8 protein-coding genes are annotated in these 12,885 nt (G+C 60.6%); 7 read left to right on the forward strand and 1 reads right to left on the reverse strand.

Annotated elements, in window-relative coordinates; translation table 11 throughout:
* The 7 genes from VII69_01030 to pgl all read left to right on the forward strand — a co-directional run.
* Positions 1–1,472, forward strand: a 1,472-nt coding sequence (locus tag VII69_01030; protein HEY5093680.1) for a transketolase, incomplete at its 5' end; no start/stop codon positions are given.
* A 95-nt stretch (positions 1,473–1,567) separates the two neighbouring features.
* Complete coding sequence (gene tal / locus VII69_01035) at positions 1,568–2,707, forward strand: transaldolase (GenBank protein ID HEY5093681.1); 1,140 nt, start codon at positions 1,568–1,570, stop codon at positions 2,705–2,707.
* Positions 2,704–4,344 carry a hypothetical protein gene (locus VII69_01040; GenBank protein ID HEY5093682.1) on the forward strand — a complete coding sequence of 547 codons (1,641 nt, stop codon included), beginning with the start codon at positions 2,704–2,706 and terminating at the stop codon, positions 4,342–4,344. Before tal ends, VII69_01040 begins: the two co-directional genes overlap by 4 nt.
* Positions 4,344–5,279 (forward strand): decarboxylating 6-phosphogluconate dehydrogenase, encoded by a 936-nt coding sequence (gene gnd / locus VII69_01045; protein ID HEY5093683.1) that lies wholly within the window; start codon positions 4,344–4,346, stop codon positions 5,277–5,279. Before VII69_01040 ends, gnd begins: the two co-directional genes overlap by 1 nt.
* A 6-nt stretch (positions 5,280–5,285) precedes the next feature.
* Complete coding sequence (zwf, locus tag VII69_01050) at positions 5,286–6,833, forward strand: glucose-6-phosphate dehydrogenase (GenBank protein HEY5093684.1); 1,548 nt, start codon at positions 5,286–5,288, stop codon at positions 6,831–6,833.
* On the forward strand, positions 6,818–7,891 hold the full coding sequence (locus VII69_01055) for a glucose-6-phosphate dehydrogenase assembly protein OpcA (GenBank protein HEY5093685.1): 1,074 nt from the start codon (positions 6,818–6,820) through the stop codon (positions 7,889–7,891). Before zwf ends, VII69_01055 begins: the two co-directional genes overlap by 16 nt.
* Positions 7,888–8,637: a 6-phosphogluconolactonase gene (gene pgl / locus VII69_01060; protein ID HEY5093686.1), complete on the forward strand. Its 750-nt coding sequence runs from the start codon at positions 7,888–7,890 to the stop codon at positions 8,635–8,637. Before VII69_01055 ends, pgl begins: the two co-directional genes overlap by 4 nt.
* 43 nt (positions 8,638–8,680) lie before the next feature.
* Here the strand turns inward: pgl and VII69_01065 are convergent, their stop codons facing one another.
* The gene (locus VII69_01065; protein ID HEY5093687.1) at positions 8,681–10,267 is read right to left on the reverse strand and encodes an MFS transporter; all 1,587 of its coding nucleotides are present in this window, start codon (positions 10,265–10,267) and stop codon (positions 8,681–8,683) included.
* Positions 10,268–12,885: the final 2,618 nt, after the last annotated feature.

Consider the following 12,885-nt stretch of genomic DNA (forward strand, 5'->3'; position numbering starts at 1 on the left):
GAAAACTCATCTGCCTGTACGATGACAACCACATCACGATCGAAGGCAATACGTCGCTCGCTTTTGACAACGAAGATGTCTGCAAACGTTTTGACGCATACGGCTGGCACACGCAAGGCTTAGAAGACGCCAACGATCTCGACGCCATCGATGCCGCATTCACCGCGGCGGAGAAAGATCCACGACCGTCGCTCATCCGCATGCGCAGCCATATCGGTTACGGTTCGCCGCACAAGCAAGACTCGGCCGACGCGCACGGTTCGCCTTTAGGCGCCGACGAGATCAAACTGACCAAAAAGTTTTATGGCTGGCCCGAAGACGCGCAGTTCTTGGTGCCGGATGAAGTCGTGGCGCACATGCGCAAAGCTGTGGATCGCGGCGCCGAGCTGGAAAGCGGTTGGCGCTCGCGATACGACGCCTACACGGCCGAAAAGTCCGACCTCGCCGCTGCGTTGAAGCGCGATCTCGAAGGAACGCTGCCGTCTGGTTGGGCCGACTCGCTGCCCACGTTCGCGCCGTCCGACGGACCGCTCGCGACGCGCATCGCATCGAACAAGGCGATCCAAGCCATCGCCGCCGCCGTGCCGTTTTTCTCCGGCGGTTCCGCGGATCTCGCGCCGTCCACCGAGACGAACATCAAAGGCGGCGGCGACGTGGAACCGGGCACCATTGCGGCGCGCAATTTCCACTTCGGCATCCGCGAGCACGGCATGGGCGCGGTGCTCAACGGCATGGTCTTGCACGGCGGCATCAAGCCGTTCGGCGCGACCTTTTTCATCTTCTCCGACTACATGCGTCCGCCGATACGTCTCGCGTGCCTGATGGGCATCAATCCCATCTACGTCTGGACGCATGACAGCATCGGACTCGGCGAGGACGGCCCCACGCACCAATCGATCGAACAACTCGCCTCGCTGCGCGCCATGCCGAACATGACGATCATGCGGCCCGCCGACGCAAACGAAACTATCATCTGCTGGCGGCTGGCGATGGAGCATCGCGGCGGTCCGGTCGGGCTAGCGCTAACCCGCCAGAAGATCCCGGTTTTCGAGCCTTCGACGGTACGCGACGCCGACAAGGGCGGCTACGTGCTCGTCCGTGAGTCGGGCAGCGCCGCGCTGAAAATCGTGCTCATGGGAACGGGTTCCGAAGTGCAATGGTGCGTCGAGGCGCGCGACATTCTGGAAAAGCAGGGGCACCCGACGCGGGTCGTCAGCCTGCCATGCTGGGAGTATTTTGAAAAGCAGACTCAGGAGTACCGCGACTTGGTGATTCCGCCGGCCGTGAAAGCTCGCGTGGCCATCGAGGCCGCCGCGCCGTTCGGGTGGGAGCGCTACGTGGGCGAACGCGGCGCCGTCATCGGGATGACGCGCTTCGGCGCATCTGCTCCCGCCGACGTATTATTCAAGCAATTCGGCTTCACGGCAGAGAACGTTGTGGAGAAGGCCCTCGGGCTGCTGACCGCGTTGTAAAGGGCGCCGTACTAGGGTGAGCATCGCTCACCCAAAAAATGGGCAAGCGATGCTTGCCCTAATACAAAATTGAAAATACAAAAAGGAACACCACCATGAATCCACTCGTCCAACTCATCGACTACGGCCAATCGTTCTGGCTCGATAACATCCGGCGCGGCTTCACACGCGCGGGCTCGCTCGCCGATCTGGTGGTGAACGACGGCCTGCGCGGCGTCACGTCGAATCCGTCGATTTTCGAGAAGGCGGTGTCCGACAGCGAGGATTACGACGACGCGATTCGCGAGCTTGCGGCGGCCGGCAAGACCGCCGAAGACATGTACGACAGACTCACCACCGACGATATCCGCGAGGCGTGCGATGTCTTCCGCGGGCTCTACGATCAGACGAAGGGCGGCGATGGCTTGGTGTCCATCGAGCTGCCGCCGCACCTGGCGAACGATACCGAAGGCTCCATCAAAGAAGGTTTGCGGCTTTGGCCGCTCGTCGACCGGCCAAACGTGATGATCAAAGTGCCGGCCACCGATGCGGGCATGCCGGTCATCCGCCGGCTCATCGCCGAAGGGATCAACGTCAACATCACGCTGATGTTCGGCGCCGGATATTACGATCGGGTAATCGACGCCTACTTCTCGGGTCTCGAAGATCGCGTGGCAAAGGGTTTGCATTTGGATCGCATCGCGTCGGTGGCGTCGTGCTTCGTGAGCCGGGTGGACACCGAGGCCGACAAGCGCATCGAAGCGTTGGCCGCCGCAGCCGACGACGCCACAAAGGCGAAGTTGAACGGGCTGCTCGGCAAAACCGCAATCGCAAACTCGAAGCGGCTGTATACGGTATATCTGCAGTCCCTCGAGTCGCCGCGCTGGAAGAAACTAGCTGCCGCCAGCGCCCGCAGACAGCGGCCGCTGTGGGCCAGCACGTCCACCAAGAACCCGAAATATCCCGACGTCTACTACGTCGAGGCACTCATCGGGCCGGACACGGTGGATACGATGCCGCCCGCCACCATCGACGCGTTTCGCGATCACGGTAAAGTGGCGGCCCGTTTGGAAAGGCAGATGGAAGAGGCGGAAGAGCAATTGCAACTGCTTGAGTCCTTGGGCATCTCGCTCAAAGACATCACCGACAAGCTGCTCGCCGACGGACTGGTCACGTTTGAGAAGGCGTACGATCAGTTGATCGGCGTCATCGAACAAAAGACAAAGTCGCTGGTCGCTTCGGGCACGCAGAATTGAGCCCCGACAACGGCGCCACATCGGGCAACGACGTCGCCATCGCCGCGAAAGTCTGGGCGCACGACGCGGATTTTTGGAAACCCGGCGACGTCGATGCCGCCACCGTCATCCGCAACCGGCTCGGGTGGCTCACCGTCCCCGACCTCATGCTGGGCCGCGTCGCCGAAATGACGGCGTTCGCAGAGGGATTGCGAAGCGACGGATTCCGTCACGTCGTGGTCATGGGCATGGGCGGCAGCAGCCTGTGCCCGATCGTGCTCGCGATGACGTTCGGCGCGCGCGAGGGCTATCCGCAGCTCTTGGTGCTGGACAGCACGTCGCCCGAGTCGGTGCGTTCGGTGGAGAGTCACGTGGATCTCGCCACCACGCTGTTCATCGAATCTTCGAAATCCGGCACGACTTTGGAACCCCGCTGCTTCGGCTCGTATTTCTGGGCGAAGCTTTCCACCACGCTGGGCACCGTGCAAGCTGCGCAGCGGTTCGCTTGCATCACCGATCCCGGCACACCGCTTGAAGCGCAGGCGCGCGAACGCGGCTATCGCGGCGTGTTCGTCAACCCGCAAGACATCGGCGGCCGGTACTCGGCGCTTTCGTATTTCGGATTGCTGCCGGGCGCGTGCGCCGGCGTGGACATCGCCACGATGCTCGCCCGCGCTGTGGCGATGGCAGCGGCGTGCGGCGGATCTGGCAGCGACGACACGTCAAACCCCGGCGTCATGCTGGGCAGATCAATCGCGAGCAGCGCCCACGACAAAGGCCGCGACAAGATCACGTTCGTCACGTCGCCGGCCATCGCTGGGATGGCGTTGTGGCTGGAACAGCTTATCGCCGAAAGCACCGGCAAAGAAGGCAAAGGTCTGATTCCGGTTGCGGGCGAGCCGCTGGGGAAGCCGGCGGCGTACGGCACAGATCGCCACTTTGTGGCTTTGACCGTTGCTGGCGACACGTCCAACGACGCCGGCCTCGACGCGTTGGAAGCCGCCGGGCAGTTGGTCACGCGCATCGCCTTGCGCGACACGCTCGATCTCGGCGCCGAGTTCTTCCGCTGGGAGTTCGCCACCGCCGTTGCCGGTGCGCTGCTCGGCATCAACTCGTTCGATGAACCCAACGTCAAGGAAAGCAAAGACAACACCAATCGCATTCTTGCCGAGCACGCGACGGCTTCGGCTAGCGAACACGTCGCGCCGGACGACGTGGCGGCGGTCGAAGCGTTGCTCGCGCAAGTCAAACCCGGCGATTACATCGACATCCCGGCATTTATCAGCAATCTGAAGGGCCGCGACGCCGCGATCACTGCAGCGCGCGTGCAGATGCGCGACGCGTTCCGCGTGGCCACCACCGCCGGTTTCGGCCCGCGCTTCTTGCACTCCACCGGCCAGCTCCACAAGGGCGGCCCGAACACAGGCGTGTTCATCCAATTGGTCGGCGACGGCGGCGGCGAACCGCTGCCGATACCGGGCCAGCCATTCGACTTCGGCACGCTCATCCAGGCGCAGGCGCTTGGCGATCTGCAATCGCTCAAGACGCACGGCCGCCGGGCGATGAGCATCGATCTCGGCAAAGACATCGATGCCGGACTTGCGACATTCAACAAGACGATAGCGGCCGCTTGCGGCGCGCGAGGGAGCAAAGCCTAATGCAAATCGGGATGGTCGGTCTGGGCCGGATGGGCGCGAACATGGTGCAGCGCTTGCTGGATGGCGGGCACAAAGTTTCAGCGTTCGATCGGTCGGCCGACGCGGTGAAAGCATCGGCGACGGCAGGCGCGACCGGCTGCGATTCGCTTGAGGCGCTGGTGAAGTCGCTTGCGGCGCCGCGCGCGGTGTGGGTGATGGTGCCGTCAGGGCCGCCCACGCGCGACACGATCAACACATTGGGCACGCTGCTCGAGAGCGGCGACACTATCATCGACGGCGGCAACTCGTACTGGAAAGAAGGTCAGGCGCAGGCAAAAGAGCTGGCCGCAGAGGGTATTTCTTTGATTGACGCCGGCACGTCCGGCGGCGTCTGGGGCCTCAAGGAAGGCTACTGCTTGATGGTGGGCGGCGATGCCGCTGCGTGCAAACGCATCGAGCCGATCTTCCTCACTCTCGCGCCGAAAGACGGCTACATGTATGTCGGCGGGGCCGGCGCCGGCCACTTCGTGAAGATGGTGCATAACGGCATCGAGTACGCTATGCTGCAGGCGTACGGCGAAGGATTTGAGATCATCAAGGCGTCGGAATTCGGCGCGGGTTTGGACTTCGGCCAAGTGAGCCACTTGTGGAATCAGGGCAGCGTCATCCGTTCGTGGCTGCTCGAACTTGCCGAGCTCGCCTTCAAAGCCGATCCGGGTCTTGAGAAGATCGCCGGCTACGTGGACGACACGGGCGAAGGCCGCTGGACGGTGCAAGACTCCATCGACTTGGCCGTGCCCGCGCCCACCATCGCGCTTTCGCTGATGATGCGCTTCCGCTCGCGCCAGCAAGATTCGTTCTCCGGCAAGTTCATCGCAGCGCTGCGCAACGAGTTCGGCGGCCACGCGGTGAAGGCCGAAGGCGCGCCGGCCGCAAGCGCCGGGAAGCCGAAGTAACCCAAGATGGCAACCGCACAACTCGTCAACCCATTCCGCGAAGGCCTGCGCGAAGACCGCGCCACCGTGCCTGTGCATCTCGTCATCTTCGGCGCCGGCGGCGATCTCACCACGCGCAAGCTGTTGCCGGCGATCTACAATCTCGCCCAGGCGCAATTGCTGCCGCCCGGATTCTGCGTCACCGGTTTTGCGCGCACCGCGATGTCGGACGCAGATTTCCAAAAATCGCTCAAAGACGCGGTGGCCACGTCTGGTGATGTGCGCGAGCGCAAAGCCGACGTGCTCAAAGATCTGGCGGACCGCGCCCACTACGTGACCGGCGATTTCAAAGACAAGGCCGCCTATCAAACTTTGAAGGCCAAACTCAAGGAATTCGACGAGACGTACGGCACGTCGGGCAACCGCATTTTTTACATCGCGACACCGGCCAGCCTGTTCGGCACCATCGTGCAGAATTTGCAAGAAGCTGGGATGACGACCGCAGAAAATGGCCCTCAACATTTCGTGCGCATCATCGTGGAAAAACCGTTCGGCCGCGATCTAGCTTCTGCGAAAGCGCTGAACGCCGAGATGCTGAGCTGTCTGGGTGAAGATCAGATCTACCGCATCGACCACTATCTCGGCAAAGAGACCGTGCAGAACATCTTGGTCTTCCGCTTTGCCAACGGCATCTTCGAACCGATCTGGAACCGCCGCTACATCGACCACGTGCAGATCACGGTCGCCGAAAGTCTCGGCATCGAAGGCCGCGCGAATTTCTACGAGGAGACCGGCGTCGTGCGCGACGTCATCCAGAATCACGCGCTGCAATTGCTGTCGCTCGTGGCGATGGAGCCGTGCACGTCGTTCGACGCGCGCGATTTCCGCGACGAGAAGATCCGCGTGGTCAGCGCGATACGGCCGATCCAGCCCGACGAAGTTTCGTCGCAGGCGGTGCGTGGTCAATATGGGCCGGGCTTTGTGGACGGCACCGACGCCATCGGCTACCGTCAAGAGAAGGGTGTGGCGCCCGAATCGGTCACGCCGACCTATGCCGCGTTTCGCTTTTGGATAGAGAACTGGCGCTGGGCCGGCGTGCCGTTCTACGTGCGCTCGGGCAAACGGCTCGCCAAACGCGCGACCGAGATCCTGGTCTCGTTCAAGCAGGCGCCGCACCCGCCGTTTCACGCGGCCAACCTCGGGAGACTGGAAAACAATTCGCTGAGCCTGCGCATCCAACCCGATGAAGGCATCACGCTGAAGATCGGCGCGAAGGTCCCTGGGCCGAGCATGCGCATCCGCACAGTCGACATGGACTTCGGCTACGGCGCCACGTTCGGCGCGGCGGATTCGTCGCCGTACGAGCGGCTCATCCTCGACTGCATGAAGGGCGATCAGACGCTCTTCGACCGCACCGACGGCGTGGAAGCCGCGTGGGCGCACATCGACCCCGTGCTCACCGCGTGGGATGCGCAATCGCCCTCGAGCTTCCCCAACTACGACGCCGGCACATGGGGTCCGGACGAGGCCGACGCGCTGCTCGCCGCCGACGGCCGCGCGTGGCGCCGCCTGTGACGCCCAACAACGGCGCGGCGGTGGCCGTGCCTGCTGGATTCATCGCGATCGACGCGGGCGACGTCGATGCTGCGCTTGCCACTCGGTGGGAGACGCTTGCGTTGAAAGGCGAGGCTCCGGTCTCGCGCGCGTGCACGCTCAATCTGTTGACGTTCGTCGAACAATTGCCTGAGATGGCGGACGTATCGGCGGTCGTGGACCAGGTGGCCGCTACCCATCCCATTCGCGCGATCGCGTTTGCGTTGGATGACTCCATCCCGGACGGCGCGGTGCGCACGTGGGTCGGCGGCTTATGCGACGGCCACGAAGATAGCTCGCACGTCTGCAGCGAGGGCGTCGCGCTTGCGGCGCACTCCAACTGCGCGCTGCGCATGGCGTCGGCGATCACAAGCTCTTTGAAGCGCGACGTGCCCGCGATGCTCTGGTGGCGCGGGGGCTCGCCCTTCGTCTTGCGGCTGTTCAAGCAGGTCGCGCCGCTGGCTTCGAAGATCATCGTCGATTCGATCCGCTTCGGCGACGGTGCGGCGTCGCTTGATACGTTGCGCCGGCTCGCCGAATATCGCAACGGCTCGATGGTGGTCTCCGATTTCAATTGGGAGCGCACGCGGGCGTGGCGCGCGACGGTCGCCGCCTGCTTCGACGATCCAGCCGTGATCGCGCTCATCGACGAATTCGATCACTGCACGGTTGAGTGCGCGGGCAAGGTCGACGGCCCCATCGCCGGCCCGGCGCGCGCGCTGCTGTTCGCGGGTTGGATCGTGCAGCGCCGGCCGCAACTCGCGGGCCGCAGCTCGATCGTCGGGCGGCGCGGCGCGCGGGGAGCCGAGGGTTCGATTTCTGCGGTCACGCTGTCGTCATCGCGCTCGCGCGCGACGCTCGCCGTCACGTGGGATGTCGCCGCCCATCGACTCATCGGATGTGCGACCGATGGCAGCGGTGTGCAGATCCGCTGCCTGAATTTCGCGGCAGACCCGCAGGACGACGCGAGCCTTCTCGAGCGCTGCATCGCCACGTTCGATCGCAATCCGCTCTTCGACGCAGTGCTGCGCGCAGAATGAGCCGCGGCCCCGCGCCGCGCGTGCGCGTTCTCGAGTCGGCGACTGAAGTCGCAAGCGCGGGCGCCCAAGCATTTGTTTCGGCAGCGATCAGTGCTATCGGGGCGCGCGGCCGTTTTTCGGTGGCGCTATCCGGCGGCAAGACGCCGGAGGGTATGCTCAGGCTGCTATCGCGATCGGAATATTCCGATTCCATGGATTGGCGCCACACGCACGTATTTTGGAGCGACGAGCGCTGCGTTGGGCCGGACGATGCCGCGAGCAACTACGGCATGGCGCGGCGCGCTTTGCTCGATAAGGGTTTGATCCCAGATTCGAATATCCATCGCATGATGGGCGAGCTGGAGCCACATCTGGGTGCTTTGGATTATTCCGTGCGACTGCGATCGTTTTTCGGGGCGCCGATCCCGACATTGGATGTGGTGTTTCTTGGGATCGGTCCGGACGGCCACACCGCGTCGTTATTTCCGAATACCGAGGCACTTGATGTTAGTGACATGCCGTGCACCGCGAACAAGGTGAGTGGCGACGTGCCATCGCCATGGCGGCTCACGTTGACTTATCCAGCAATCAATAGCGCGCTCGCCGTTGTATTCTTAGCCGAAGGCATCGCTAAGGCGCCTATCCTAAAGCGCGTCTTAGAGGGTCCGCGCGATAACCGCGCGCTCCCATCCCAAGGCGTCGCCCCATCCCGCGGCGCCCTCACCTGGATCATCGACCGTTCCTCCGCCTCGCTGCTATCTCTGTAGGGCAGACCTTTATGGTCTGCCAGGGTTCAAGCGATGATTGCCATTAGGATGTAGTACGGCTCGCAGAGCTCTTCGCTTTCTTCTCTTTTGGAGTCATCCCCCCAATCGTGAACGCCGCAATCACACTACTCAGCGCCGCCATCGCTGCTCCGATCAACGCGGCAACTCGAAACGCATAAACAAACGATCGATTCATAGCATCTCGAATCTCGTTGGTCATCGCGCCAGTCGCGCTTTGCGGAATTGGCGCCGCGGCCATGGCATCGCTGGTCGAGCGCAACTGCTGCAGAATGGCGTCGGGCCAATGGGCACTACTATCTAAAACGGCAAGATAATGTTCGAGCTGTACGCGATAAATCGCGACAACTACAGCGCTCATCGCCGCGATCGCGATAAGTCCGGCAGTCCGCGAAACTGCGTTGTTGATCGCGGATGCGATTCCGAGCCGCCGCTCTTCTACGGCATCCATCACTGCCGAAGTCAGAGGCGCCACGGTGATGGCCATGCCCAAGCCGAACGTCACGAACGCCGGAAAGAAAGTGGTCCAATAGGAACCGCCAACGCCTGGTAACGCCAACAAGGCACAGCCGATGGCCGCGATCGCCGGGCCAACCACGAGCAAAGGCCGCGTTCCCAACTTTGCCACTAGGCCGCCCGACCAGCGAGAAAGCAGTACGATCAATCCGATGAAGGGCAGCATCGCCAATCCGGCTTGCGTCGGTGTGTAGCGGTCGACTTGGATCATATCGAACGCGACGAAATAGGTCGACTCGGTCAACGCGCCGTACAGAAGAAATGTCAAGATATTTGCGCCGCTAAAGACTTTTGATTTGAAGATCTCGAGCGGCATCATCGGCGCTTTTGTGCGCTTTTCAACGAGAATGAATACGACGAGCACGGCGCAACCAACAATAGTCCACGTGAACGCCTTAACAGCGCTCTCGCCGGCCGTTCCCGCGAGGATCAGTCCGTAGACAATCGCACCTAAGGCGAATGTCCCGAGCGAAGCGCCGATCCAATCTAGGGGGGCGCAGGTTGGATCACGGCTTTCCGGTACGTGCGCGAGCGCGAGCGCCAGTACGGCGATTCCGATCGGAACGTTGATGAAAAATATCCACGGCCAACCACCGTGGTCGACGATCCAACCTCCCAAAGCCGGGCCAAACAATGCGGTCGACGCAGTTGCGCTCGACCAAATCCCAATCGCGCGCGCGCGCTTGGCACCGGTGAAATACGCGCTGAGGATCGCTAGGCTCTCCGGGGTCATAAGCGCGCTGCTGACGCCTTGGATGGAGCGCGCGACGGCGATCATCACGACACTGTGAGCGAACCCGCACGCGACGGAAGAAACAACGAAGCCGGCGACGCCGATTGTGAACATAAGCTTTCGGCCGTACCGGTCGCCGAGCGCGCCGCCAACTAGTATTAGCGACGACAGAAAGAGGGCATACGCTTCAACGACCCATTGGATGTCGGCCATCGTCGCGTGCAGGTCTCGCTGCATAACCGGCAGCGCAACATTGACCACGGTCCCGTCGATGAACACCATGCTCGAGCCGAGGATAGTCGCGACCAATACCCAGGTGCCCGATTCCGAGCCGGTTTCGCGTTTCTTTTTTGGGGGTGTCACAAATCAATCGTTCCAAATTCGATTTTGCGAACTGTAGGTGCGACGGCCTTCCAAGGCGCGAAGAGCATTCCTTTCTGCGGCCTCGCGCAAGCGTGCACTACCCCCAGCTCGTAATTTCAGTCAGCCAAATCGCATTTATGAGATGATTTCTCCGAATTGAAGACCATACGTTCCGAGCGTGACTGTGTTGCATTGGTATAAGCTACCTCATTTCCAGGGCCGTTTATCCACCGATTCCACGGAATCGATAACCTGTGGATTAGAAAGGCTTGTAACGCGACCCTACTAATACGTAACCTTATGAGCAAGCCTAGTGGAGAACGACGCCCCATAGCAATTGATCTTTTTTCCGGAGTTGGCGGCATGTCTCTAGGATTTGAGCAAGCTGGCTTTGACATCGTCGCATCGGTAGAGTATGATCCTGTGCACGCGGCGGTCCATCGGTTTAACTTTCCGCTTACCGAAGTGGCTTGCGCCGACGTCGCTCACCTTTCGTCGAGCGACCTACTCGAGGCGGCGCGCCGGGGCATGCAAGCGCATATAAGTGCTACAAGTCTTCAATCTCAGTTTGACGTGGACGTAATTATTGGCGGTCCGCCCTGTCAGGGATTCTCTACGATCGGCAAGAGCCTAGCTGAAGACGACCGCAATGCGCTCGTTTTTCAATTCCTTCGCTTGGTAGTCGAGATAAGACCTCGATACTTCGTCATGGAGAATGTTCCGGGTATTGCGTCTAGTGGAAATTCACGAAACCTCGAAAAGTTAATCCTTGAATTTCAGAAGGCTGGTTATTCTGTAAACATTCCCTACCGAATTTTGAATGCTGCCGACTTTGGGGTACCTCAAGACCGTAGACGACTTTTTCTATTGGGCGCCAGAGAAGGAAGCCGAATGCCAGTGTATCCGAGAGGCTGCGTAAACGTAAAAATGAGGCGAAGCGAATCCAAGAGAATCCAGCCTACTCTTGAGCTTCACGAATTGCCGAATGGGCCAACGGTTTGGGAGGCGATTGGAGACCTACCGGACCTAGATGAATTTGAATATCTCGACGGTCACGATGAAGTTCGATTGCCCGAATCAATGGTTGCGACTATGGAAGCGCGAGCCTCGTCTTATGTTCGACGCCTGCGCGGCCTCGAATCTGACCCTCTCGATTTCTCATATCGCAGAACCTGGTGCCGAGAACTTCTCACCTCATCAATGCGAACTTTTCACACGGAACTGTGCATCCGACGGTTTTCTGCAACTTCGCCGGGAGACACGGAACCCACTAGTCGATTTCTTAAGCTAGAAAAAGAGGGCCTCTGCAATACTCTGCGATCGGGAACAGGAAGCGAGCGCGGCGCCTATACTTCACCTCGACCGTTACATCCGTCGTTCCCGCGGGTCATATCAGTTAGGGAAGCAGCCCGGCTGCACTCTTACCCGGATTGGTTTAGGTTTCACGCTACAAAGTGGCACGGCTTCCGACAGGTTGGCAACTCGGTACCCCCTTTGCTCGCCCGAAGCGTAGCGAGAGAGATCATGAAGGTTCTGGGAACTAGCACGCGGCGTCCAACCAGAATCGTCGGCCTAACTCGGACTGATCTATTGGGGTTAAATCGCTTGGAGGCGGCTAAGCTATTTGGTGCAGATGTTTCGCAAATCCCCAAATCGCGGCAGCGAGAAATGCCAACTGCTATCTAGTGGGAGGAGACGTGCGAACCGAGTCCTGCAGCCGAATAGAATCGACAGCAGGTTCCCCGGAGGCGATTTCCGGTGTTATTCATCAAACTTACTTATATAATTCTAACCAAGTATGGCGAAATCGCGTGAACGAAATATGGTTCCGAGCGGATGAGAGATCGGGCGATGACGATTATGCGAATCGATAACTCAAAAAGGAAGCGCTCCGCTGATCCTTTGGCCCTGCCGCGACGGCCAAGGATTCGCCGCGTCGCCCGGCGATTGGTCGAGTTCCATGCGAACTGCCGACGAAGTTTCCCGTGGCGGCGTCAGCCAACACCGTATTCAGTTGCGATCGCCGAGGTGCTGCTTCAGAGGACTAGGGCGGAGGCTGTCGTTCCGACCCACAGTTACCTACTTAAATACTATCCCACGCCGAAACAGCTCTCGAGGGCTCCTGTGCGACTGCTGGAGCGCGCACTACGGCCACTCGGACTTTGGCGAAAACGGGCACGACAGTTGGTCGGGTTAGGAACTGCGCTGGCCAGACATGGCGTTGGCGAACTCGCGGACCGCGAAAACTCCGTTCGATTTCCTGCAGTCGGTACTTACGCCGCGTCGGCTATAGCGTGTTTCGCCTTTGGTAGAGCGGTTGGGATAGTCGACGCGAATACTAGGCGGATCTTTACCCGAGTCTTTGGCCTGCCCAGGTTAGAGCCGAGAGCGCGATTCTATCAAACACTTGCGGACTCCATCGCTAAGTGCTCTTCGTCACCCGCAGCCGCTAACTACGCTTTGCTCGATATCGGCGCACTATATTGTCAATCAATTCCCAAGTGTCACTTATGTCCACTCGAACGAGTCTGCGACTACGCTAAACGTACTATAAGAATAGAAGAGGCGCGGAAGCCGAGTTAAGCCTTAGGTTAAAAACGAGTACGATAGCCGGCTTG

This window comes from Candidatus Eremiobacteraceae bacterium (assembly GCA_036511855.1).
GTDB lineage: Bacteria > Vulcanimicrobiota > Vulcanimicrobiia > Eremiobacterales > Eremiobacteraceae > JABCYQ01.